The organism is Streptantibioticus silvisoli (assembly GCF_027947535.2).
GTDB lineage: Bacteria > Actinomycetota > Actinomycetes > Streptomycetales > Streptomycetaceae > Streptantibioticus_C > Streptantibioticus_C silvisoli.
In genome coordinates, this window is sequence record NZ_JAAGKO020000022.1 from 63,329 (window position 1) to 87,845 (window position 24,517).

General features: G+C 72.3%; 21 protein-coding genes and 1 tRNA gene. 14 read left to right on the forward strand and 8 right to left on the reverse strand.

Annotation, left to right across the window (positions count from 1 at the left end; all coding sequences use genetic code 11):
• Positions 1-24: 24 nt before the first annotated feature.
• The 3 genes from POF43_RS16460 to POF43_RS16470 form a co-directional block, all read right to left on the reverse strand.
• Positions 25-702, reverse strand: a complete 678-nt coding sequence (locus POF43_RS16460) for a TrmH family RNA methyltransferase (RefSeq protein WP_372516038.1) — start codon at positions 700-702, stop codon at positions 25-27.
• Positions 699-1,883 carry an HTTM domain-containing protein gene (locus POF43_RS16465; RefSeq protein WP_271324764.1) on the reverse strand — a complete coding sequence of 395 codons (1,185 nt, stop codon included), beginning with the start codon at positions 1,881-1,883 and terminating at the stop codon, positions 699-701. Before POF43_RS16465 ends, POF43_RS16460 begins: the two co-directional genes overlap by 4 nt.
• Positions 1,884-1,951: 68 nt before the next feature.
• Positions 1,952-3,142: a DUF5819 family protein gene (locus tag POF43_RS16470; RefSeq protein WP_271324762.1), complete on the reverse strand. Its 1,191-nt coding sequence runs from the start codon at positions 3,140-3,142 to the stop codon at positions 1,952-1,954.
• Positions 3,143-3,409: 267 nt separating this feature from the next.
• Here POF43_RS16470 and paaA point away from each other — a divergent pair, with 267 nt between their 5' ends.
• The 5 genes from paaA to POF43_RS16495 all read left to right on the forward strand — a co-directional run bounded on the left by paaA (position 3,410) and on the right by POF43_RS16495 (position 7,283).
• Positions 3,410-4,411: a 1,2-phenylacetyl-CoA epoxidase subunit PaaA gene (gene paaA / locus POF43_RS16475; protein WP_271324761.1), complete on the forward strand. Its 1,002-nt coding sequence runs from the start codon at positions 3,410-3,412 to the stop codon at positions 4,409-4,411.
• A complete protein-coding gene (paaB, locus tag POF43_RS16480; protein ID WP_271314810.1) occupies positions 4,408-4,704 on the forward strand; it encodes a 1,2-phenylacetyl-CoA epoxidase subunit PaaB in 297 nt (98 codons plus the stop codon). Before paaA ends, paaB begins: the two co-directional genes overlap by 4 nt.
• On the forward strand, positions 4,701-5,435 hold the full coding sequence (gene paaC / locus POF43_RS16485; protein WP_271324760.1) for a 1,2-phenylacetyl-CoA epoxidase subunit PaaC: 735 nt from the start codon (positions 4,701-4,703) through the stop codon (positions 5,433-5,435). The genes paaB and paaC overlap by 4 nt, the downstream gene beginning before the upstream one ends.
• Before the next feature lie 218 nt (positions 5,436-5,653).
• Positions 5,654-6,148 (forward strand): 1,2-phenylacetyl-CoA epoxidase subunit PaaD, encoded by a 495-nt coding sequence (gene paaD, locus POF43_RS16490; protein WP_271318506.1) that lies wholly within the window; start codon positions 5,654-5,656, stop codon positions 6,146-6,148.
• A gap of 7 nt (positions 6,149-6,155) precedes the next feature.
• Positions 6,156-7,283 carry a 2Fe-2S iron-sulfur cluster-binding protein gene (locus tag POF43_RS16495; RefSeq protein ID WP_271325774.1) on the forward strand — a complete coding sequence of 376 codons (1,128 nt, stop codon included), beginning with the start codon at positions 6,156-6,158 and terminating at the stop codon, positions 7,281-7,283.
• Positions 7,284-7,820: 537 nt separating this feature from the next.
• Here the strand turns inward: POF43_RS16495 and POF43_RS16500 are convergent.
• Complete coding sequence (locus POF43_RS16500; RefSeq protein ID WP_271318311.1) at positions 7,821-8,153, reverse strand: rhodanese-like domain-containing protein; 333 nt, start codon at positions 8,151-8,153, stop codon at positions 7,821-7,823.
• 109 nt (positions 8,154-8,262) lie between these two features.
• A complete protein-coding gene (locus tag POF43_RS16505; RefSeq protein WP_308217743.1) occupies positions 8,263-9,081 on the reverse strand; it encodes a hypothetical protein in 819 nt (272 codons plus the stop codon).
• A 233-nt stretch (positions 9,082-9,314) separates the two neighbouring features.
• Between POF43_RS16505 and POF43_RS16510 the strand changes: the two genes are divergently transcribed.
• Both POF43_RS16510 and POF43_RS16515 read left to right on the forward strand, forming a co-directional pair.
• On the forward strand, positions 9,315-12,464 hold the full coding sequence (locus POF43_RS16510; RefSeq protein ID WP_282704616.1) for a SpoIIE family protein phosphatase: 3,150 nt from the start codon (positions 9,315-9,317) through the stop codon (positions 12,462-12,464).
• 151 nt (positions 12,465-12,615) lie between these two features.
• A complete protein-coding gene (locus tag POF43_RS16515; RefSeq protein WP_271317767.1) occupies positions 12,616-13,071 on the forward strand; it encodes a MarR family winged helix-turn-helix transcriptional regulator in 456 nt (151 codons plus the stop codon).
• A gap of 35 nt (positions 13,072-13,106) precedes the next feature.
• Here POF43_RS16515 and POF43_RS16520 read toward each other — a convergent pair whose 3' ends face one another.
• Positions 13,107-13,496, reverse strand: coding sequence for a winged helix-turn-helix transcriptional regulator (locus tag POF43_RS16520; protein WP_271322834.1), 390 nt, complete (start codon positions 13,494-13,496; stop codon positions 13,107-13,109).
• Between the two features lie 142 nt (positions 13,497-13,638).
• Between POF43_RS16520 and POF43_RS16525 the strand changes: the two genes are divergently transcribed.
• Complete coding sequence (locus POF43_RS16525) at positions 13,639-14,286, forward strand: FMN-dependent NADH-azoreductase (protein ID WP_271322833.1); 648 nt, start codon at positions 13,639-13,641, stop codon at positions 14,284-14,286.
• A gap of 538 nt (positions 14,287-14,824) precedes the next feature.
• Here the strand turns inward: POF43_RS16525 and POF43_RS16530 are convergent.
• Positions 14,825-15,400 (reverse strand): TerD family protein, encoded by a 576-nt coding sequence (locus POF43_RS16530; RefSeq protein ID WP_271314678.1) that lies wholly within the window; start codon positions 15,398-15,400, stop codon positions 14,825-14,827.
• A gap of 322 nt (positions 15,401-15,722) precedes the next feature.
• Positions 15,723-15,809, reverse strand: a tRNA-Leu gene (locus tag POF43_RS16535).
• Positions 15,810-16,293: 484 nt separating this feature from the next.
• On the opposite strand from POF43_RS16535, the gene POF43_RS16540 reads away from it, so the two are divergent.
• The 6 genes from POF43_RS16540 to pknB all read left to right on the forward strand — a co-directional run bounded on the left by POF43_RS16540 (position 16,294) and on the right by pknB (position 24,398).
• On the forward strand, positions 16,294-17,127 hold the full coding sequence (locus POF43_RS16540) for an FHA domain-containing protein (RefSeq protein WP_271314679.1): 834 nt from the start codon (positions 16,294-16,296) through the stop codon (positions 17,125-17,127).
• 10 nt (positions 17,128-17,137) lie between these two features.
• A complete protein-coding gene (locus tag POF43_RS16545) occupies positions 17,138-17,641 on the forward strand; it encodes an FHA domain-containing protein FhaB/FipA (RefSeq protein WP_271314680.1) in 504 nt (167 codons plus the stop codon).
• 87 nt (positions 17,642-17,728) lie between these two features.
• Entirely contained in the window at positions 17,729-19,273 is a 1,545-nt protein-coding gene (locus POF43_RS16550) for a PP2C family protein-serine/threonine phosphatase (protein ID WP_271314681.1), read from the forward strand.
• Between the two features lie 18 nt (positions 19,274-19,291).
• Positions 19,292-20,692, forward strand: coding sequence for an FtsW/RodA/SpoVE family cell cycle protein (locus POF43_RS16555; protein ID WP_271314682.1), 1,401 nt, complete (start codon positions 19,292-19,294; stop codon positions 20,690-20,692).
• Positions 20,689-22,143: a peptidoglycan D,D-transpeptidase FtsI family protein gene (locus tag POF43_RS16560; protein WP_271314683.1), complete on the forward strand. Its 1,455-nt coding sequence runs from the start codon at positions 20,689-20,691 to the stop codon at positions 22,141-22,143. Before POF43_RS16555 ends, POF43_RS16560 begins: the two co-directional genes overlap by 4 nt.
• Positions 22,144-22,385: 242 nt before the next feature.
• Entirely contained in the window at positions 22,386-24,398 is a 2,013-nt protein-coding gene (pknB, locus tag POF43_RS16565) for a Stk1 family PASTA domain-containing Ser/Thr kinase (protein WP_271314684.1), read from the forward strand.
• The last annotated feature ends 119 nt before the right edge of the window (positions 24,399-24,517 follow it).

Genomic DNA, 24,517 nt, shown 5'->3' on the forward strand with positions numbered 1-24,517 from the left:
CGATCGTGGCGTGGCGGCGGATCGTCAGGCGATCGTGGCGTGGCGGCGGATCCAGGCGTGCATGGCGATCGCGGCGGCGGCACCGGCGTTGATCGACCGGGTGGAGCCGAACTGCGCGATGGAGCAGACGGTCGAGACGTGGGAGCGCGCCTCGTCGGTGAGCCCGGGGCCCTCCTGGCCGAAGAGCAGCACGCAGTGGCGGGGGATGTCGGCGGTCTCCAGCGGGACCGAGCCGGGCAGGTTGTCGATGCCGATGACCGGCAGTCCGGTCGCGGCGGCCCACTCGCCGAGCGTGCCGATGCTTTCGTGGTGCCGCAGGTGCTGGTAGCGGTCGGTGACCATCGCGCCGCGCCGGTTCCAGCGGCGGCGGCCGACGATGTGGACCTCCTTGGCCGCGAAGGCGTTGGCGGTCCGCACGACGGAACCGATGTTGAAGTCGTGGCCCCAGTTCTCGACGGCCACGTGGAAGTCGTGGCGCCGGGTGTCGAGGTCGGCGACGATCGCCTCGCGGGTCCAGTAACGGTAGGCGTCGACGACGTTGCGCCGGTCGCCGTGGGCCAGCAGTTCCGGGTCGTGGCGCGGGTCGTCCGGCCACGGCCGCGGGTGCGGGCCGACGCCGATCCGGGCGCCCGCGTCGTCGTGCACGGGCGCCTCGTCGTACTGGAACGGCTCACCGTCCACCGGAAACTCGCTGATGCTCACCCCAAGAGGGTAGACGCGGCGGCCTCCGGCTCCCGACGCTGCGCGGGTACGCGACCGCGCCGCCCGGAACCCGACAGCAGGCCGGTGGCCCGGGAGGCGAACCACAGCAGGAAGGACGTCGGCAGGAACACCGCGTCGGCGGAGATCATCGCCAGCGAGAAGAACGGCAGGCCCAGCGTCACCGCGATGCCCGCGTGCTCGCACATCATCAGCACCAGCAGCACGTTCTTCGCCTTGCGGTTCAGCAGCGTGAACGGGAAGGCGACCTGCACGATCACCGTGCCGTAGGTGATCACCATGACCACCAGGCCGCTGGCCGCCAGCAGGTGGGAGAACGCCGGCCAGGGCGTGAAGTCGTTGATGTGCAGCGGGTAGTACAGCGCAGTGCCGTCCTGCCAGTGCGACCCCTGGATCTTGAACCAGCCGGCGTCCGCGTAGATGAAGCAGACCTCCACGACGATCACCAGCATCGCGCCGGCGTGCATCAGGTTGGCGACCATGTCCGCGACGGTGCGCGGCTCGCCGGCGGCGTACCGGCCCAGCAGCCACCACAGGGCCTGCGCGGCCAGCGCCACCCAGAAGGCCACCGCCCAGAAGCCGCTGACCAGTCCGGTCGCGGTGACCGCCACCAGGCAGACCGCGCCGGCCGCCCACAGCACCAGGCCCGTCCGGTCCGTCGCCCCCGGCCGGCCCTCGGCGGCCCGCCGGCGCGCGCGGCGCGAGTCGAGCGACCAGACCTGCCCGCAGCGGGCGAAGACGAGGTAGATGGCCATGATGTGCAGCACGTTGTCGCCGCCGTCGCCCTCGAAGACGCTGCGGTTCTGCAACGACAGCACGCCGATCATGAAGAACAGCGCGGAGGTGCGGGTCCGCCAGCCCAGCAACAGCGACAGCGCGGACAGGATCGCGCCGGTGTAGACGATCTCGAACCACAGCCGGCTGTCGGACCACATCAGCACGGTGAACGCGTGGTTGGTGCCGATCAGCGCCTTGGCCATCGACCAGCTCCACGGCGAGCCCGGCCCGTACAGCTCGTCGCGGTGCGGCCACTCGCGCAGCAGGAAGAGCAGCTCGGTCAGCGCGAAGCCGATGCGTATGACGGCCGTCTGGTACGGCGCGACCGTGGTGCCGGTGACCTTCGCCAGGCCGCGGGCGATGAAGCGGTCGAGAGCACCGGGCAGCCCCGCGAACGGCGAGGGCGGGAGCCCGTCGGCGGTCGCGGCGGGACGGGACGCGGGGGACGGGTGGCTCACGTGAAGTCCTCGGGAGTGACGGTCCACCACGACAGGAGGCGGTAGCTGGTGCCGGTGGCGGTCTTCTGCGCGCTCCAGTTCGGCGAGGCGACCGGCGTGGTCGCCACCCGCACCTGGAACCGCTGCACGGTGCCGCCGTTGAGGTGCTGCCCGAAGCGCTGGGCCACGATGCGCAGCAGGTACTGCTGGGACAGCGTGCCGCGCAGGCCGATCGGCCGGTCCTGGCTGTCGTGCGCCGAGGCGTAGAAGTCCCAGGCGCGGCGCAGTTCGTTCTGCACGGTGTGGCTCGGTATGGGGTCGTGCCTGATCTTCGCGATGTCGATCGCGGTCAGGTCGACCCAGCCGGTGGTGCTCGTGCCGCCGGCCGGCGTGCTGATCGCGGCCCGCGCCTCGACGTCGGTGTTGATCTGCACCGGGTCCGGCGCGAACAGTTTCCAGTTCTGCTCGAACTCCGGGTAGATGTAGTCGCTGACCGCCTGCGCGTGCTCCGTGGAGACGGTGTTGGTGGGCGCGACGTGCAGGAAGACCATCCCGATGTGGAAGACCGCGCCCACCGCGATGACGGCCACCGCGAGCGCGACGACCAGCCGCCCCGGCAACGACAGGCTCCCCAGGGCGCCGGCTTCGTAGTCACCGGTGCTGTCGGGGTCGGGGCCGGTCCCGTCCTCACCGGCGAGGACGCTGCCGGAGGCGGAGGCGGAGGCGCCGGGGACGGAGGCGGGGATGCCGGTGCTGTCCTCACCGGTGAGGGTGCCGCCGGCGCCGGTGACCGTCCCGCCGGCACCGGGGACGGAGGTACCGCGGGCGTCGGCACCGCGGGCGTCGGCACCGCGGGCGTCGGCACCGCCGGGTATGCGGTCGCCGGCGGGGGCGTCCTCACCGGTGCGCGGGTCCGTGGCGCCGGGCGCCGGGCGCTCCTGCGGCAGCGGGACTCCCCAGGTCAGCGGCGTGCCGCCCGGCTGGGGGTCCTCGTGCGGCTGGGGGCGCTCCTGCGGCCGGGGCCGTTCGTCCAGCGGCGGGCGCTCGTGCGGCAGCGGCGGGCCGGACCGCGGGTGCCCGGCCTCACCGCCGGCGGCAGGGGCGTCGGGTCGGCCGGCGTCCGGTCGCCGGTCGCCGTCCGGTCCCGGTACCGGCGGGGTGGCGGACGGTGGCGTCCCGTGCGCCGCCCGGTCCTCGGGTGGCTCCATGTCGTTTCCCCGTTCCTCGTACTGGGATCCTCCCGGGTTTCCGGGATTCCCCGGGGGCCACTGCCCGGGCCCGCCTGTTCTTCGCGGGCCCCGTCCGCGAAGGCCGGTCCGTGCGCACGCGGAACGCTACTCATGCGGGCGCCGTGAAGACAGCGGTACGAGGTTATCCACAGGCCGCAGCCCCGGCCTTGACACCCCCGCCCGAGCGGCAGAACATTGAACCGAACGATCGGTCGGGAGCAGGGTTCAGGAGCAGGGGAGGCCGCGGTGACCACGGCACAGGCGACGGACACCGTCGATCAGCAAGCGGACTTCGACGCGGTGGTGTCCGCGGAGGGACGCATCGAACCGCGCGACTGGATGCCGGACGCCTACCGGGCGACGCTGGTACGGCAGATCGCCCAGCACGCGCACTCCGAGATCATCGGCATGCAGCCGGAGGCCAACTGGATCACCCGCGCGCCCAGCCTGCGCCGCAAGGCCATCCTGATGGCCAAGGTGCAGGACGAGGCCGGCCACGGCCTGTACCTCTACGGCGCGGCCGAGACCCTCGACGTCGACCGCGGCGAACTGCTCGACAAGCTGCACGCCGGCCGCCAGCGCTACAGCTCGATCTTCAACTACCCCACGCTGACCTGGGCCGACGTCGGCGCCATCGGCTGGCTGGTGGACGGCGCCGCGATCACCAACCAGGTGCCGCTGTGCCGCTGCTCGTACGGACCGTACGCGCGCGCCATGGTCCGCATCTGCAAGGAGGAGTCCTTCCACCAGCGCCAGGGCTACGAGTTGCTGCACGCCCTCTCGCACGGCACCCCCGCCCAGCACGCCATGGCGCAGGACGCGGTGGACCGCTGGTGGTGGCCGTCGCTGATGATGTTCGGCCCGCCGGACGACGAGTCCTCGCACTCCGAGCAGTCGATGGCCTGGCGCATCAAGCGGCACTCCAACGACGAACTGCGCCAGCGGTTCGTGGACATATGCGTACCGCAGGCCGAGTCGCTCGGCCTGGCGCTGCCCGACCCCGACCTGCGGTGGAACGAGGAGCGCGGCACGCACGACTTCGGCGAGATCGACTGGTCGGAGTTCCAGCAGGTCCTGCGGGGCAACGGACCGTGCAACGAGCAGCGGCTCGACCAGCGGCGCACCGCCCACGAGAACGGCGCCTGGGTGCGCGAGGCGGCCGCCGCCCACGCGGCCAAGCACAGCGCACGGACCAGTGACGACGCGGTGTCCGGCACCGCGACCGGAGAAGGAGCGATGGCGGGATGAACGGCGCGACCAGCACTGAGGGCCCGCTGTGGGAGGTCTTCGTCCGCAGCAGGCGGGGCCTGAGTCACACCCACGCGGGCAGCCTGCACGCGCCCGACGCCACGATGGCGCTGCGCAACGCCCGCGACCTGTACACCCGGCGCGGCGAGGGCGTGTCCATCTGGGTGGTGCCCGCCACCGCGGTGATCGCCTCCTCGCCGGACGAGAAGGACCCGTTCTTCGACCCGGCCGCCGACAAGGCGTACCGGCATCCGACGTTCTACGAGATCCCGGAAGGGGTGAAGCACCTGTGAGCACCCCGGTGTTCCTGACCGGCCGGGCCGCCGACGCGGCGGTGGCCCTCGGCGACGACGCGCTGGTGCTCTCCCACCGGCTCGGCGAATGGGCCGGCCACGCGCCGATGCTGGAGGAGGAGGTCGCGCTCGCCAACATCGCGCTCGACCTGCTCGGCCAGGCACGCTTCCTGTACTCGCTGGCCGGCGACGAGGACGAACTCGCCTACCTGCGTGAGGAACGCGCCTTCCGCAACGCCCAGTTGGTGGAGCGCCCCAACGGCGACTTCGCGTCGACCATCGCACGGCAGCTGTACTTCTCCAGCTACCAGGAGCTGCTGTACACCGAACTCGCCTCGGCGGAGGGCGAGTTGGCGCCGCTAGCCGCGAAGGCGGTCAAGGAGGTCGCCTACCACCGCGACCACGCCGTGCAGTGGACGCTGCGGCTGGGCGACGGCACCGCCGAGAGCAGCCGCCGCATGCAGGCCGCGCTGACCGACCTGTGGCGGTACACCGGTGAACTCTTCGACCCGGTCGAGGGGTTGCCGGTGGACACCGCCGCGCTGCGCGAACCGTGGCTGGCGTCGGTCTCCGCCGTGGTGCGGCAGGCGACGCTGACCCTGCCGGACGGCCCGGACCGGTCCGGCTGGACGGCCGGCGGCGGGCGGCACGGCATCCACACCGAGGCGTTCGGCCGCATGATCGCCGAGATGCAGCACCTGCACCGCGCCCACCCCGGAGCGACCTGGTGACCGCCCGCCACGCCCCCGCCCCGGCGACCGACGCGGCCGGCCCGGCACCGGACGAGACGGCCACGCCGGACGCCACCACGGCACCGGAGACCACCGCGCCGGACACCACCACCGCACCGGGCAACACCGCCACGCCGGACGCCACTGCGTCCGACGACCCCGCCACGTCCGACGACCCCGCCACGTCCGACGGCCTCGCCGCGCCGGACGGCTTCAGCGTGTTGGAGGCGCGGTTGCGCCGGATAGCGGGGGCGGTGCCGGATCCGGAGCTGCCGATGCTGAGCCTGGACGAGCTGGGGGTGCTGCGGGGGCTGCGCCTGCTGGGGCCGGGACGGGTGGACGTGGAGCTGACGCCGACGTACACCGGCTGTCCCGCGGTGGCCACCATGGCCTCCGACATCACCGACCGGCTGCGCGAGCAGGGGATGGCCGAGGTCGCGGTGCGCACCGTGCTGGCGCCGGCCTGGTCCACGGACGCGATCAGCGCCGAGGGCCGCCGCAAGCTGGCCGAAGCGGGCATAGCCCCGCCGCGGCCGGGCGCGACCGGCCGGGCCGGCGACCGGGGCCCGGTGTCGCTGGAGCTGTCGGTGCGCTGTCCGCACTGCGGTTCACTGGACACCACGTTGCTCAACCGCTTCTCCTCCACCGCGTGCAAGTCGCTGCGGCGGTGCGAGAGCTGCCGTGAACCGTTCGACCATTTCAAGGAGTTGTGAGACCGATATGACGGCGGCTCGCCACAGCGCGTTCCACCGGCTCCGGGTGGCCGGCGTGGACCGGATCACCGACGACGCGGTCGCGCTCACCTTCGAGGTGCCGCCCGCGTTGCGGGAGACCTACAGATTCACACCGGGACAGCACGTGACGCTGCGCCGGTTCACCGGCCCGGACGGCGGTGCGGAGATACGCAGGACCTACTCGGTCTGCGATCCGGCCCCGGACGGCGACGGCGGCTGGCCGGCGGGCGGCGGCCCGGCGGCGCTGCGGGTCGGGGTGCGGCTGGTGGAGGGCGGCGCGTTCTCCCCGTACGCGCTCAAGGAGTTGCTGGCCGGCGACGAGATCGAGGTCATGGCCCCGGCGGGGCGGTTCGGCCTGGCCGGGCTGGCGGCGGGGGACGGCGGGCACTTCGCGGCGGTGGTGGGCGGCAGCGGGATCACCCCGGTGCTGTCGATCGCGGCCACGGTGCTGGCGAGCCGGCTGGCGGCGCGGTTCTGCCTGGTGCGCAGCGACCGCACGGCGGCGTCCACGATGTTCCTCGAAGAGGTGGCCGACCTCAAGGACCGGTATCCGGGGCGGTTCCAGCTGGTCCAGGTGCTCTCCCGCGAGGAGCAGCAGGCCGGTCTGCCGTCCGGGCGGCTGGACGGTGAGCGGCTGACCGCGCTGCTGCCCGCCCTGCTGCCGGTCGGCCGGGTCGACGCCTGGTTCCTGTGCGGGCCCTACGGGCTGGTCTCCGGTGCCGAACACGCGCTGAGCGACCTCGGCGTCGACCGCTCCCGCGTCCACCAGGAGATCTTCCACGTCGACGACGGCACCGGCGTCCCCGCGACCGCGGTGGCCGGGGAGCGTTCCGGGGTGACCGGGACCGTGCACGCCACGCTGGACGGCCGCGGCGGCAGCTGGGCCTCCCGCGACGGGGAGTCGCTGCTGGAGACCGTGCTGCGCAACCGCGCCGACGCCCCGTACGCCTGCAAGGGCGGCGTCTGCGGCACCTGCCGCGCCAAGCTGGTCGCCGGCGAGGTGCGCATGGACCGCAACTTCGCCCTGGAGCCGGAGGAACTGGACGCCGGCTACGTGCTGGCCTGCCAGTCCCACCCCGTCACGGAGAAGGTCGAGCTGGACTTCGACGCCTGAGGGGTTCGTTCGACGACTGGGGGCACCCACTTCGCCGGCCCGTCCGCGGGCGGCCCGCGCGGCGGACGTGCCGGCGGCGGGCCGGGGGCGCAGCGCCACGGGAAGGGGCCGTCAGGTGCCCGGCCCGGGGCCTGGAGCGGCTGTCCGTCGGCAACCGTATTGCCGACGGCGTGCGGCGAGCCGCGGTGGCCCGGGAGTTACGGGAAGCCGCCCCCGGACGAGCCCGGTCCCGACGCGGCCCGGCCCAGGGCCGAAGCAGCCACCGCCGATAGCCGCGCCACGAACGGCCGTTGGCGGGCCGGGGCCCCCGGGCCCGGGGGCCCACGAGCACCCGATCCCGGCATGCCCGGCCCCGACGCGCCCCCGGCCCCGGGACCCGATCCGCCCCCGGACCCGCACTCGGACCCGCACTCGGGCCCGCACTCGGCGGCAACGCGACCCGTGACGAGTGGGATACGGTCCGCGGAGTGCCCGGCGCGGTGTCGCGCCGGTGCGGGCGGGCCGGGCGGTGGCCGCCGGGTGGTGAGTGGCGGGCGGTCAGAGGACGCCGGCCGCCGTACCGTTCTCGCTGACCATGGGGTGGCCGCAGGCCTGCCAGGCGAGCATGCCGCCGTCGACGTTGACGGCGTCCACGCCCTGGTCGATCAGGAACTGGGTGACCTGCGCGGAGCGGCCGCCGGCCTTGCAGATGACATGGACGCGGGAGTCGGTCGGCACCTCGGCGTGCCGGGCGGTGATCTCGCTCATCGCGATGTGGGTGGCCGCCGGGGCGTGGCCGGCCTGCCACTCGTCGCTCTCCCGGACGTCGAGCAGGAATCCGTCGGCGGGCAGGGCGGTGACATCGATCGAGGGCATCGGGGCGAACGACATGGAAGGCCTCTCCGGTGAAGTGTGCGGGGGCACGAACGGGTGAAACGAGCGAGAAAGGGGGGTGAAAGATGCGGGGTGCGGGGTGCGGATCAGCGGCGAACGTACCGTCTCAGCCGGCGGCCGGGTGCAGCAGTGCGCGCAGGCGGCGTTCGCGTTCGGAGACCTGGGCCAGCAGCTGCTCGGCGATCTCCTCCAGCAGCGTGTCGGGGTCGTCGGGGGCGAGCTTGAGCATCTGGCCGATGGCGCTGTTCTCCAGCTCGCCGGCCACCACCGCCAGCGCCTCCTTCCGCGACGCCATCCACTCCAGGCGGGCGTACAGCTCCTCGGCCTTGCTCAGCGGCGCCGGTTCGGGGGCCGGACCGGCCGCCCACTCCTCGGCCAGCGCCCGCAGCCCGTCCTCGTCGCCCTGGGCGTACGCCTCGTTGACCCGGGAGATGAACTCGCCGCGCCGGATCTCGTCCTCCTCGCCCTGGGCGAGGTCGGGGTGCGCCTTGCGGACCAGGTCGCGGTACAGCCGGCGGGCCTCCTCGCCGGGGCGGACCCGGCGCGGCACGTCGGCCTCCTCGACCGGGCGCACGCCGTCCGAGCCGAGCATCCCCTCGAAGAGCTCCTCAACTCCAGGCATGGGCATGACCAAGGCGCGGGCCGCCCAGGCGGCCTCGATGTCGGCGCGCTCACCGCTGTGCGCGGCGACCGCCTCGGCGATCAGCGCGTCGAGTTCGTCCAGGCGCGTGTACATCGGTCCGAGGCGCTGGTGGTGCAGGCGGGAGAAGTTCTCCACCTCCACCCGGAAGGTCTCCACCGCGATCTCGAACTCGATCAACGCCTGCTCGGCGACGCGGACCGCCTTCTCCAGGCGGTCCTCGGCGTGGGGTTGCTCGGCTTGTCCTCCGGCCGGCTGCTGCTCGGCCGACGGCGTACCGTCCAGGTTCGTCACCCGTCCAGCCTACGAGGGCGTGGGGGGCGCACGCTCGTCCTCCCCATGCGCCACTCGCGCCCCACGCGCCCCAACTTCCCGCCAGAGGTGGTCAATCTCCGCGTTTTCCCACCCTCATGTGACGATTCGTGCTTGCCTGGTCCCTGGACGTATTCTTCGGCTACTACCTCCGGCCGCCTCGGACGAGATCTGATGAGAACCGCAGGTGCTCCACGTTGGACGACATGACCCAGCTTCCCGCCCCGGCCGAACCGGCCTCCGGGGGCGGCCCCGCCTCACCCGGGGCGACGACGGCCGTGGCCGCCGCCCCGCCGCTCCCGGTCGGCACACTGGCCAAGCTGTCCCTGAAGGCACCGGCCCCGCCCACCGCACCGGTCCGCTGGCCGAAGCCGGCGTCGGCGCCCACCGGGATCGCGGCGCTGCTGCGGCTGGCGGTGGTGTCGGTGGACACCGAGGGCCGGGTGGCGCACTGGAACCGGGGCGCCGAGGAGTTGTTCGGGCACCGCTGGGAGGCGGTTTTCGGCCATTCCGCGACCGGTCTGCTGTCCACGCCGACCCCGGGGCGCGACGGCCGGCAGAACGACGTCTTCGGCCTGCTGGACGGCCTGACCGTCGCCAGCTGGGCCGGTGAGTTCCCGATCACCGGCCGGGACGACATGCACCGCCAGGTGATGCTGTGGTCGTACCGGATCGACGAGAGCCCCGGCCGCGGCCTGCTGGTACTGGCGGCCAACGCCACCTCGTTGCGCTCCGGCGCGCTGCGGATCGCGATCGGCGACCGCATGCTCCCGTACGCGCTGGTGGGCGCCGCCGGGCCGGACGGCATCCGGGTGCTGCCCCGGCTCGGACCGCCCGCCGATCCGCAGACGCCGGTCGCCGCCCGGCTGCCCGGCGCCGACCGGATCAACCACGTGCTCGCGGAACGGCTGCGCACCGTGCTGCCCCGGGTCGGCCGCGGCCGCCTGGAGCAACTGATGCGGCTGGTCCGGCGGCTGGGCTACCCCGCCGTCGAGGTCGAGGGCGCCGCGCCGCTGCCGGTTCTGCCGTACGAGGCGTTCGAACCGTACGGCCCGGCCGAACCGGTGTCCGGCGCGACCACGGCACCACGCCCGGAACCGGTACTGCCGGTAGCCGTACCGCGGCAGGAACTCCCGCCCGGCACCGACCAGCCCCCCACCCCACCGGAAAACGCCACCCCCGGCACCCCCGGCACCCCCGACGCCGGCACCGCGAACGCCCCCGGCGCCGAAGCCCCCGGCACGCCGCACACCCCCGGCCCCGAAGCCCCCGGCCACCCCGCCGACGCCCAGCAGACCGCGCCGGACGCCGCCCCGCTCACCGCTCAGGCCACCGCCCCGCACACCGCTCAGGCCACCGCGCCGGACAGCACTCAGGACGCGCCCGCCGACAGCGGCACGGCGCAAGAGGTGCTCACCGGGACCGTGACCGGTTCCGGGGAGGAGGGTGCGGCGTGCGCGGCTCCGGGTTCGGTGCCGGTGCCGCCGGGCGGGATCGGGCCGGCGGCGCGGTCCGGGTACGCCGGCTCCGAGGCCGGCGAGCCGGACTACGCCGAATACGCCTCCCACTCCTCCGCCGTCCCCGGCCACCTGGTCAACCAGCAGCTGGACCTGCTGCGCGAGACCGGCACCCGGGTCGGCACCACGCTGTCGCTGGAGACTACCGCGGCGGAGCTGTGCCGGGTCGCGGTGCCGCGGTTCGCCGACTTCGCCACCGTGCTCATCGTCGACGACGTCTTCTCCGGCGCCGCGGCCGACGCGCTGTTCGACGGCGGCGGCCTCACCGGCACCCCGGTACCCGGCGACGGGCTGGCCCCGGGCAGCGGCCTGACGGTCGGCGCCGGCGTCACCAACGGCAACGGCCTCACGCCCGGCAACGGCGGCCGCCCGGCCCGGCTGACCGTGCGGCGGCTGGCGGTGGCCAACCGGCTGCCGAACAGCCCGTGGGACCGGGTGCTGCCGGAGGGCGAACTGTTCACCCTGGCCGCCGGACGCTCCCCCGGGCTCACAGAACCGTTACTGCTGCCGACGGTGGACGCGGCGCTCGCCGACGACCTGGCCGCCGACCTCGGCGTCCCGGGGCTCGGACAGCTGCTGCCGGGGCGTTCGCTGCTGATCACCCCCCTGACCGCGCGCGGCCTGGTGCTGGGCCGGATGTGCTTCGTGCGCGAACCCCTGCGGCGGCCGTTCACCACCAAGGACGTCGCGACGGCGGTGGAGGTGGCCGCGCGCGGTGCCCTCCACCTGGACAACGCGCGGCTGCACCAGTTCGAGGCCCGGGCGGCGACCACGCTGCAACGCAGCATGCTGCCGGCAGCGCCGCCGCCGATGCCCGGCGTGCGCGTCGCCCACCACTACCGGCCGGGCGACCGGCAGGCGCAGGTCGGCGGCGACTGGTTCGACGCGATCCAACTGCCGGGCGGGCGGGTCGCGTTGATCGTCGGCGACGTGATGGGCCACGGCCTGCTGAGCGCGGCGGTGATGGGCCAGTTCCGCACCGCGGTGCAGACGATGGCGGCGCTCGACCTGCCGCCCGCGCAGCTGCTGCGGCACCTGGACAACCTCGCGCACAAGCTGGGCCCCGACCACCTGGCCACCTGCGTCTACGCGGTCTACGACCCGATCCACCGCACCCTGACGCTGGCCAACGCCGGCCACATCCCGCCGGTGCTGGCCCGCCCCGACGGGCGCAGCGAGCTGCTGCGCATCCCCGAGGGCGCCCCGATCGGGGTGGGCGGCATCCCGTTCGAGACGGTGGAGATCGAGGTGCCGGACGGCAGCTGGCTGGTGCTGTGCACCGACGGCCTGGTCGAGGTGCGCGGGCAGGGCATAGACGCCGGCCTCGCCGCGCTGTGCGCCAACGTCATCGAACCCGAGCACACGCCCGAGGACGTCTGCGGCCAGATCCTGTCGCGGGTGCACTACGAGGAGCGCACCGACGACGTCGCGCTGCTGGTCGCCCGGTTCGACGGGATCGACCGGCGCGACGTCGCCGAGTGGCGGCTGGACATCAGCGACGCGGAGGTGCGCGTCGCCCGCGCCCACACCCGGCGGCAGCTGGCCGAATGGGGTCTCGAACAGCTGACCGACCTGGCGGAGCTGCTGGTCAGCGAGCTGGTGACCAACGCCCTGCGGGTGGCGTCGCAGGAGGTCACCCTGCGGCTGATGCGGGTCGGCGCGCTGCTGGTCGAGGTCAGCGACGACGACCACAACCTGCCGCAGCTGCGCCGCGCCGACCAGGACGACGAGCACGGCCGCGGCCTCGCGCTGGTCAGCAACCTCTCCCGGCGCTGGGGCACCAGCCGGCAGGCGGTGGGCAAGGTGGTGTGGTTCGAACTCCCGCTGCCCAAGGGCTGATCCGCCCGCCGGCGCGCGGCTCCCCCGGCGGTGCCGCGCGCCCGGCGCACCACCTCCACCGGCGCACGCCGGGCGCCGACAACCCCTCGCGTCCCAGGGGCCACAACGGCCCCGCGCGTTGTACGGTGCAACCCACCGAAAGGGGAACACCGTGCCAGCGCCCCGTAACGAGCGGGAAGAGACCGTTGAGACGATCCAGCGCGAGTTGACCGCTTTCTCCCGCCGAGCCCGGGCGGCGGCGGCCCGGATGCATCCGGAGCTCTCCCTGGTGTCCTTCACGTTGCTCGCCCACCTCGCCGAACAGCGTGGCTGCCGCGCGACCGATCTCGCCGCGCACTACATGCTGGACAAGTCCACGGTGAGCCGCCAGGTGGCCGCGCTGGAGCACCTCGGCTTCGTGGAGCGGCGGCCGGACCCCGACGACCAGCGAGTGCAGGCGCTGCACCCGACCCCGGCCGGTGACGAGGTGCTGGCGGCCGCCACCGCCCGGCGCCAGGCGGCCTTCCAGCGCCGGCTGTCGGACTGGGCCGAGGACGACCTGGACCGGTTCGCCACCTACCTGGTCCGCTTCAACGAGGTGTCCATCCTCGACGACCAGTCCACCTGACCGCCCCCAGGACCGGCCGTGGCCGGCGCCGCCCGTCAGCCGGCCGTGGCCCCCTGGGGGGTGTTCGGCTCGCGCGGGGTGTTGGGGCAGGGACCGGACTCCGGCATCCACCGGGCGGCCCAGGCGGCGAGTTCGTTCATCGCGGGCAGCAGGGCGTGGCCGGCCGGGGTGAGCTGGTAGGAGACCCGCAGCGGCGGCCCCTCGTCCACCCGGCGCAGCAGCAGCCCGGCGGCGGCCAGCTCGGACAGCCGGTCGGACAGCATGCGTTCGGAGATGCCGGGGGTGGCCCGGCGCAGTTCGGCGAAGTAGAGCGGGCCCTGACTCATCAGTACGGCGATGATCACACCGCTCCACCGCTTGCCGAGCAGCGAGAAGACGCGGGTGATCTCTCCGTCGATCGCGTTGCACTCCTGGGAGTCGCGCATATGCCCACGTTACTGCACGGCCGAGAGGCACTGCATTTTTGTTAGTAGGTATGGTATTCATAGTCGCTATACGGATCGTAGCGCGCGGGCCGTACCCCGTCCGGCTGCCGCACGAGATACCACCCCTGACCGGAGGCACCCCATGGCCACGCTGCTGCACATCGACTCGTCCATCACCGGTGATGCGTCCACCTCGCGCGCGGTGACCGCGACTTTCCGCGCCGAGTGGGAGGCCCAGCACCCCAACGGCACCGTCATCTACCGCGACCTGGCCGCCGAGCCGCTGCCGCACCTGACCGGCCTCGCCGCCGGCGCCGCCTTCACCGCTCCGGAGGACCGCACCGCCGAGCAGGCCGCCGCGATGGCGCTGCGCGAGCAGCTGGCCACCGAGCTGGAGTCGGCCGACGCCGTACTGATCGGCGCCCCGATGTACAACTTCACCATCGCCTCGACCCTGAAGGTCTGGATAGACCAGGTCATCCTGGCCGGCCGCACCATGGGCGAGGCGCCGTCCGCCGCCGGCACCCCGGCGGTCGTGGTGGCCAGCCGCGGCGGCTCCTACCGCCCCGGCACCCCGCGCGAGAGCTTCGAGTTCGTGCAGAACTACCTGGAGAAGGTGCTCAACGGCGGCCTCGGCCTCCAGGTCGAGTTCATCGTGCCGGAGCTGACCATGGCCCGCTCCAACCCGGCGATGGCCGACCTCGTCGAGCTGGCCGACGCCTCCCGCGAGCAGGCCCACACCGACGCGACCGCCCGCGCCAAGGCCCTGGCCGCCAACGTCACCGTCTGATCCCCGGCCGGGAGCGGGCGAAGCCCGACCCCCGGAACGCTACGGAAGGGGGCGCCGTCCGGTGGACGGCGCCCCCTTCCCGGCACCCGGCACGCACTTCCCCGCACGCATGGCGCCGGCCTCTAGGAACGTACTTCCCCGTACGCGTGCACCGGGCTTCTCGGCACGCACTTCCCCGTACGCATGGCCCCGGGCTTCTCCGGACGCATGACACCGACCTCTCCGCACGCCTGGCGTCCGGTCCGGCCACGCATACCGTCGGATCGCCGGACCGCGCGGCGCCCGCGCGTCAGCCCGGACATGCCAACGCTTCGGTACGGACAGCGCCCGGCGTCAACGCGAGCGGCGCCCAGGCGTCAACACCGGGCACGCCCGCACCACGCCCATCCGTGAGTCCACGCGGTCACCCCGACCGCCTCACGCCACGCCACGCGCACGCGCCACGCCGACCGCCTCACGCCCCGGGTCACGCCGACCGCCACACGCCGCGCCCCGCCTCACGCCGACCGCGTCGCCCGCGTCGCCCGCATCGCCACCCCTACAGCGTCACCCCGAAGTCCCGGGCGATGCCGGCCAGGCCGGACGCGTACCCCTGGCCTATGGCGCGGAACTTCCACTCCGGGCCGCTGCGGTACAGCTCGCCGAAGACCATCGCGGTCTCCGTCGAGGCGTCCTCCGTGAGGTCGTAGCGGGCCAGCTCGTTGCCGTCGGCCTGGTTGACGACCCGGATGAACGCGTTGCGGACCTGGCCGAAGCTCTGGCCGCGTCCCTCGGCCTCGTAGATCGAGACGGGGAAGACGACACGGTCGACGGCGGAGTCCACCCCGGCGAGGTCGACGCGGATCGTCTCGTCGTCGCCCTCGCCCTCACCGGTGAGGTTGTCACCGGTGTGCTGGACGGAGCCGTCGGGGCTCTTGAGGTTGTTGAAGAAGACGAAGTGGCCGTTGGACAGCACCTTGCCGGTGCCGTCCAGCAGCAGCGCACTCGCGTCCAGGTCGAAGTCCGACCCCGTGGTGGTGCGCACGTCCCAGCCGAGGCCGACGTTGACGGCGGTCAGGCCGGGAGCTTCCTTGGTCAGCGAGACGTTTCCGCCCTTGGTGAGGCTGACGCCCATCGGAACACCTGCGCAATCCGGCGCGGGCCACGCCGCTTGACGTTTTCTGGCCGCCCACCAATGGAACGGCCACCGGCGCCGCGGTGTTCCCGTTCGCCACAAACCGGACACCCGGGCGCCGGCGCCCGGGGAACACTCCGGCGCCGGCGCCCGGGAGAACGAGGGCCCACCGGAACGAACGAGGACCACTGGAACGAACCGGGAACGGGAAACCGGGAATCGGGAACCGGTCCGCCGGAACAACGCCGCAGGAACCACGGCGCGGAACAACGACGCCGGAACAACAAAGAGCCCCGCTCCGGACGAATCCGGAGCGGGGCCTTGGTGCGCGAGGGGGGAGTTGAACCCCCACGCCCTTTCGGGCACTGGAACCTGAATCCAGCGCGTCTGCCTATTCCGCCACCCGCGCATGGGTGTTGTCGTAGATTCTCTCATACTCCCCGGTCAGGTTTTCACCTTTCCGGATCTTGCGGGAGCGCCTTCCGACATGCAGAACACTAGCACGCGGGACGGGGTGGAATCACCTTCGATCCGGGGCCCCGGGACGGGCCGCGGGAGCCGGCGGGACACTGCGGACAGCGGTGGGCGAAACCCCCCGGGACCCCCGGGGAAGGGGAACGCCCGGCCGTTGCGGGACACTGACAGGACGCGGATCTACCATCCCTGTGAAGAGCCCGGCACAACGGCACGACAAGCGGACGGAGGACTTCCGGAAGTGACCCGTCACCGGGGTTCCGGATGTGAGGGTCGACACTGTTGTAGTCGACGGCCGAGGGGAACCACGTGAATTTCCGGCGCGTGGATACGATCAGTAAGCAGTACGAGCATCGCCACGACGGCCGGACCGGCCGCACGCCGGGCCGAACCGCTGAGACCGAAGAGGGAGGTGCACCGTGGGAGTACTGAAGCGCTTCGAGCACAAGCTCGAAGGTCTCGTCAACGGCACCTTCGCCAAGGTCTTCAAGTCCGAGGTCCAGCCGGTCGAGATCGCGGGCGCGCTCCAGCGCGAGTGCGACAACAACGCGACCATCTGGAACCGGGACCGCACCGTCGTCCCCAACGACTTCGTCGTCGAGCTGAGCACCCCGGACTACGACCGGCTCAGCCCGTACTCCAGCCAGCTCGGCGAATCGCTGTCGACCATGGTCCGCGACTACGGCAAGCAGCAGCGCTACAGCTTCATGGGCCCGATCCAGGTGCACCTGGACCAGGCCGACGACCTCGACACCGGCCTGTACCGGGTCCGCAGCCGCACGCTGGCCGGAAGTGAGTCCCAGCCGCACCAGGCCGGCGTCCCGGCCCCGCAGGGCGGCTCACGGCCCGACAGCGGCCGCGGCGGCGGCTACGGGTACCCCCCGCAGCCCTCCGCGCCGCCGCCGATGCCCGCCGGTCCGCCCGGCTACGCGCCGGTGACCCGGCTGCCCGGCACCGGCGACGCGTCCGGCGGCGCCCGGCGCTGGATCGAGATCAACGGCAGCCGCCACCAGATCTCGCACGGCTCGCTGGTGCTGGGCCGCAGCACCGAGGCCGACGTGCGGATCGACGACCCGGGGGTCTCCCGCAAGCACTGCGAGATCAGGGTCGGTACGCCGTCGATAGTGCAGGATCTGGGGTCGACCAACGGCATCGTGGTGGACGGGCAGCACACCCAGCGCGCTACGCTCCGCGACGGCTCACGCATCGTCGTGGGCAGTACCACCATCGTGTATCGGCAAGCCGAAGGGTGAAGCGGGGGCAATGTCAGAGCTGACCCTGACGGTCATGCGGCTGGGTTTTCTGGCCGTGCTGTGGCTGTTCGTCATCGTCGCGGTGCAGGTCATCCGTAGTGATCTGTTCGGAACCAAGGTGACCCAGCGCGCCGGACGGCGCGCGGAGGCGCCGGCCCGTGCCGCGCCGCAGCAGCAGCGCCAGCAGGCCGCACCGGCCCAGCCGCGCCAGCGCCGCGGCGGGCCGACCAAACTCGTCGTCTCCCAGGGGTCGCTGACCGGCACCACGGTGGCCCTCCAGGGCCAGACGATCACCCTGGGCCGGGCGCACGACTCGACCATCGTGCTGGACGACGACTTCGCGTCCAGCCGCCATGCCAGGATCTACCCGGACCGCGACGGCCAGTGGATCGTCGAGGACCTCGGGTCCACCAACGGCACCTACCTGGAACGGGCGCGGCTCACCACGCCGACGCCCATCCCGCTCGGTGCCCCGATCCGCATCGGCAAGACCGTCATCGAGCTGCGGAAGTAGTCGCACAATGAGCCAGCGGAGCGAAGAGGCGCGACCGAGAAGGTGGGCACCGTGCGGATGTCCCCCGGGCCGGACGGTGAGGTGCGCATGAGTCTGTCCCTGCGCTTCGCCGCCGGATCCCACAAGGGCATGATCCGGGAGGGCAACGAGGACTCCGGCTACGCCGGCCCCCGGCTGCTCGCCATCGCCGACGGGATGGGCGGCCAGGCGGCCGGTGAGGTGGCCAGTTCCGAGGTCATCTCCACCCTGGTCGTGCTGGACGACGACGTCCCCGGCTCCGACATCCTCACCTCGCTCGGCGACGCCGTGCAGCGGGCCAACGACCAGCTGCGCGACATGGTCGAGGAGGACCCGCAGCTGGAGGGCATGGGCACCACGCTCACCGCCCTGCTGTGGACCGGGCAGCGGCTGGGTCTGGTGCACATCGGCGACAGCCGCGGCTACCTGCTGCGCGACGGCGCGCTCAGCCAGATCACCCAGGACCACACCTGGGTGCAGCGGCTGGTCGACGAGGGCCGGATCACCGAGGAGGAGGCCGGCACCCACCCGCAGCGCTCGCTGCTGATGCGGGCGCTGGACGGCCGCGGCCAGGTCGAACCCGACCTGTCGATCCGCGAGGTGCGGGCCGGCGACCGGTACATGATCTGCTCCGACGGCCTGTCCGGCGTGGTCAGCGACCAGACGCTGGAGGAGACCCTCGCCGGCTACCAGGGCCCCTACGAGACCGTGCAGGAGCTGATCCAGCTCGCGCTGCGCGGCGGCGGCCCCGACAACATCACCTGCATCGTCGCCGACGTCTTCGACACCGAGGACGGCGGCGGCGCGGCCGGCATGCACAACGAGCACCCCGTGGTGGTCGGCGCGGTCGCCGAGCACCCGCACGCCATGGCCGACCAGCGCCACCTGCAGACCCCGGCCGGCCGGGCCGCCGAACTCGGCCGTCCCCAGCAGCCCGCGCCGCAGCCCCCGGAGGGCGCGTTCGGGCCGCCGGACAGCGGTCATCAGCCGGCCGGCGCGACACCGCTGGGCAGTTTCGGGCCGCCCGGTGAGGGCGGCCACGCCAAACCGCGCCCCCGCCGCCGCTGGCTGCGCCGCACCGGCGCGAGCGTCGTCGTGCTCGCGGTGGTCGGCGGCGGGCTGTACGCGGGCTACCGCTGGACCCAGACGCAGTTCTACGTGGGCGCCAACGGTGACCACGTCGCCGTCTACCAGGGCATCAGCCAGAGCCTGCTGGGCCTGAGCCTGTCGCAGGTCCACCAGGACCACCCGGAGATCGAACTCAAGTACCTGCCGACGTACCAGCGCGACGAGGTGAAGAACACCATCGCGGTGACCAGCCTGAGCCAGGCGACCAGCAAGACCGTCGAGCTGGGCAACCAGGCCTCGGTCTGCAAGATCGTCGCCAGTGCCAAGAGCAAACCCGGCACCAGCGGTGCGTCCGGCGCCGCCGCGGGCACCCCCGGCGGCAAGGCGAGCGCCAAGCCGTCCGGCAAGCCCAGCACGTCGCCGTCCAACACCCCGCACACCGACGCGGCGAGTTCCGCGAAGCCCAAGTCCACCCCGTCGCCCGGCCCCACACTCTCCGCCGACCAGCAGAAGCTGGCGCAGCAGTGCGGCAGCGGCCAGCAATAGCAGGAGGGGCGGCTTGCCGTGAGCAGCGCCAGCAACACCACCACCATCTCGCCCGTCGGAGCGCCCAACCGGCGTAACACCGAACTCGCCCTGCTGCTGTTCGCCGTGGCGATCCCGCTGCTGGCGTACGCCAACGTCGGGCTCGCCAAGCACGGCTCGGTGCCGGCCGGCATGCTCGGCTACGGCCTGGGCATGGGCGGCTTCGCCCTCGTCGCGCACCTCGTGGTGCGCAAGTTCGCCCCGTACGCCGACCCGCTGATGCTGCCGATCGCCACGCTGCTCAACGGCCTGGGCCTGGTGCTGATCTACCGGCTGGACCAGGAGCCGTCGGTCACCACCCCGGCGCTGGGCGGCCCGCGGGCGCCCGGGCAGCTGCTGTGGTCGGGGCTGGCGGTCCTGCTGTTCATCGCGGTGATCGTGTTCCTGAAGGACCACCGCATCCTGAACCGGTACACCTACATCTCCGGTGCCGCCGCGCTGCTGCTGCTGATCGCCCCGATGTTCTTCCCGGCGGTCAACGGCTCGCGGCTGTGGATCGTGATCCCGGGCGTCGGCTCCATCCAGCCCGGTGAGTTCGCCAAGATCGTGCTGGCGGTCTTCTTCTCCGGTTACCTGATGGTCAAGCGGGACGCGCTGGCGCTGGCCAGCCGCCGCTTCATGGGCATGTACCTGCCGCGCGGCCGTGACCTGGGCCCGATCCTGGTGATCTGGGCGGTCAGCATGGGCATCCTGATCGTCGAGACCGACCTGGGTTCCACGCTGCTGTACTTCGGCCTGTTCGTCGTCATGCTCTACGTGGCGACCGAGCGCACCAGCTGGATCGTCTTCGGCCTGCTGCTGGCCGGCGGCGGCGCCACGGTGGTCGGCATGACCTCCTCGCACGTGAAGGTCCGCATCAACGAGTGGCTCGACCCGATGCAGGGCGTGGCCCAGGGCCTGGCGTCCGAGGCGGCGCAGGTGCGCTGGTCGTTCGGGTCCGGCGGGGTGCTCGGCACCGGCCTGGGCCAGGGCTACTCCCGGCTGATCGGCGGCATCGGCGTCAAGAGCGACTACATCCTGGCGACCGTCGGCGAGGAGCTGGGCCTGGCCGGGGTGATGGCCGTCCTGCTGCTGTACGGCCTGCTGGTCGAACGCGGCATGCGCACCGCGCTGGCCGCCCGCGACCCGTTCGGCAAGCTGCTGGCGGTCGGCCTGTCCAGCGCGATGGCCATCCAGGTCTTCGTGGTGGCCGGCGGCGTCACCGGGCTGATCCCGCTGACCGGTATGACCATGCCGTTCCTCGCCCAGGGCGGCTCGTCGGTGGTGGCCAACTGGGCGCTGGTGGCCATCCTGCTGCGCATCAGCGACACCGCCCGCCGACCGGCCCCCGCGCCCGCTCCCTCGCCCGACTCCGAGCCGACCCAGGTGGTCCGCCTGTGAACAAGCCACTGCGCCGCGTCGCCATATTCTGCGGCCTGCTGATCTTCTCCCTGCTCATCCGGGACAACTGGCTGCAGTTCGTCGACGGCGACTCGCTCAAGAACGACCCGCACAACCGCCGGGTGCTCATCAACGAGTACGCCAAGCCGCGCGGCGACATCATCGTGGGCGGCAAGGCCGTCACGGGCCACAAGACCACCGGCGACAGCGACTTCCAGTACGAGCGCACCTACACCGACGGCGCCGAGTGGGCGCCGGTGACCGGCTTCGCCTCGCAGGTGTACGGCACCACGCTGCTGGAGGGCGTCGAGGACAAGATCCTCACCGGTGACGACGACCGGCTGTTCTTCAACCGCACGATCGACATGCTCACCGGCAAGCAGCAGCAGGGCGGCGACGTCGTCACCACGCTGAACTCCAAGGCGCAGGACGCCGCCTTCAAGGGCCTGGGGGACAAGAAGGGCGCGGTCGCGGCGATCAACCCGCAGACCGGCGCGATCCTGGCGCTGGCCAGCACCCCGAGCTACGACCCGTCGACCATCGCGGACGGCTCGGCCAAGGACAGCAAGGCGTGGAGCGCGCTCCAGGCCGACAAGAACCAGCCGATGCTGAACCGGGCGCTGCGGCAGACCTACCCGCCGGGCTCCACGTTCAAGATCGTCACCGCGGCGGCCGCGCTGGACAACGGGCTGTACAGCAGCATCGACGAGCCCACCGACTCGCCGCTGCCGTACACCCTGCCGGGCACCACGACGACGCTGAACAACGAGGGCCCGCTGCCCTGTCACAACGCCACGCTGAAGGTCGCGCTGGAGGTGTCCTGCAACACCGTCTTCGGCCACATGGGCGCGCAGCTCGGCCAGGCGAAGATGCTGGCGCAGGCGGACAAGTTCGGCTTCAACAAGTCGCTGGACATCCCGGTGCGCACGGTGGCCAGCAACTTCTCCAACGGCATGAACTCCTCGCAGGTCGCGCTCTCCTCGATCGGCCAGTTCAACACCGCCGCCACTCCGCTCCAGATGGCGATGGTGGCCGGCGCGGTGGCCAACAACGGCAAGCTCATGACGCCGTACATGGTCGACCAGCTGCGCGCTCCGAACCTGAACGTGGTCCAGGAGAACTCCCCCAAGGAGCTGGACCAGGCGATGACTCCGCAGACCGCCCAGAAGATCCAGGGCATGATGGAGGCGGTGGTCAGCGGCGGTACCGGAACCATGGCGCAGATCCCCGGCGTCACCGTGGGTGGCAAGACGGGTACCGCGCAGCACGGTGAGAACAACAGCGGGTTGCCGTACGCGTGGTTCATCAGCTACGCCAAGACCGCCCAGGGCTCCCCGGTGGCGGTGGCGGTCGTGGTCGAGGACGGCAACGCCAACCGCGAGGAGATCTCCGGCGGCGGGCTGGCGGCGCCGATCGCGAAGTCCGTGATGGAAGCCGTACTGAACAAGTGACGCGACTCACCCTTACGGGGGATGGGATCGCGCCGTGAGTGAAACCGGTCACGTACAGATTTCGTAAACCGCCCGTTTTCGCACGTCACGGTACCGGTCTCGTATCGGCTCGGCCGCACGGCACGGTTGGTGGGTGCGGGGCCGGTACGGTATGCCCGAGCAGGATTAGTGCTTGTTGCGTCAGGTCGGGACAGCTCGATGGCCTGGCGGGTATCTCCAGAAGAGGGAGAGGCTGGACCACTATGGAAGAGCCGCGTCGCCTCGGCGGCCGGTACGAGCTGGGCTCGGTGCTCGGCCGGGGTGGCATGGCGGAGGTCTACATCGCCCATGACACCCGCCTGGGCCGCACCGTCGCTGTGAAGACGCTGCGGACGGACCTCGCCCGCGACCCGTCGTTCCAGGCCCGGTTCCGCCGGGAGGCCCAGTCGGCCGCCTCGCTCAACCATCCCGCCATCGTCGCGGTCTACGACACCGGCGAGGACTACGTCGACAGCGTGTCGATCCCGTACATCGTGATGGAGTACGTGGACGGCTCCACCCTCCGCGAACTGCTGCACAGCGGGCGCAAGCTGCTGCCGGAGCGGTCGCTGGAGATGACCGTCGGCATCCTCCAGGCGCTGGAGTACTCGCACCGCAACGGCATCGTGCACCGCGACATCAAGCCGGCCAACGTCATGCTGACCCGGACCGGCCAGGTCAAGGTCATGGACTTCGGCATCGCCCGTGCGATGGGTGATTCCGGCATGACGATGACGCAGACGGCCGCGGTCATCGGTACCGCGCAGTACCTGTCGCCCGAGCAGGCCAAGGGCGAGACCGTCGACGCGCGCTCCGACCTGTACTCCACCGGCTGCCTGATCTACGAGCTGCTGACCGTGCGCCCGCCGTTCGTGGGCGACTCGCCGGTGGCCGTGGCGTACCAGCACGTGCGGGAGGACCCGCAGCCGCCGAGCGTCTTCGACCCCGAGGTCACCCCCGAGATGGACGCGATCGTCCTGAAGGCGCTGGCCAAGGAGCGGGACTACCGGTACCAGTCGGCCGACGAGATGCGGGCCGACATCGAGGCCTACCTCGACGGCCAGCCGGTCGCCGCGGCGGCCGCGATGGGCACCGCGGCCTACGGGTACGGCGGCTACGGCGACGGCGGCGCCACCACGGCCATGCCGCAGCACGACGGCGGCGCCACGACGATGATGCCGCCGATGCAGGACGGCTACGGCGGCGGCTACCACGAGGGCGGCGGCCACGACGACGACCGCTCCAGCGGTGGCCGGCGGCGGCAGCAGCCGAAGAAGAAGAGCAACACCTCGACGATCCTGCTGGTCGTGGCGGCCGTGCTGGTGCTGATCGGCGCCATCTTCATCGGCAAGGCGCTGTTCGCCGGCCCCAACGGCCAGGCCACCGTGCCCAGCCTGGTCGGCGAGACGCTCTCGCAGGCCCGCGACACCGCGGACCAGTCGAACCTGAAGGTCACCCGCGGCGCCGACACGTACTGCAACCAGCCCAAGGGGCACGTCTGCGGCCAGAACCCCAAGGCCGACAGCGACATCGCCAAGGGCCAGGCCATCACCGTCACGATCTCCAAGGGCTCCGCGCCGGCCGCCGTCCCGGACGAGACCGGCAAGGACGTCGACACCGCCAAGCAGGACCTGGCGGACCGCGGTTTCACCGACGTCACCACCAAGCCGGACGACGGCAACTCCGGTAAGCCGGAGAACAGCGTCACCGCGGAGAGCCCGGCGGCCGGCACGTCGGTGTCGAAGAGCACCAAGGTCGTGCTGACCTACGCCGCCTCGCCGCAGCAGGTGACGGTGCCGGACGAGACCAACCAGACCGCGCAGGCCGCCGAGCAGGCGCTCCAGGCCAAGGGCTTCACGTTCACCACGACCTTCACGCCGTCGAACTCGCCGGCCAACCAGGTCGTCTCGCAGAACCCGGCGGGCAACGCGCAGGCGCCCAAGGGGTCGTCGGTCACCCTGATCCTGTCGCAGGGCCCGAGCGCGGCGCCGACCACGGTGCCCGGTGACATCCGGGGCCAGAAGCTCAGCGCGGTCCAGCAGGAGCTGGGGCAGCAGAACATCACCGTGCAGGTCGCACCGGGCAGCCCGACGGACGGCAACGCCTACGTCGCCAACAGCGACCCGCAGCCGGGGCAGCCGCTCCAGCCGGGCCAGACCGTCACCCTCACCACCGTCGACATGCCCGGCGGCCAGGGAAACGGCAACGGGGGCGGCTTCATAGGGGGCCAGGGGTAGCCCCCGCCGGCTGACAGCCGAGGGGCGCGAACGGTTCTCCGTTCGCGCCCCTCGCTTATGTGAAGACCCGTCACATTCGTCCGTGGTTCGTCCTCTTGACATCCGGTCCGATGAACGTG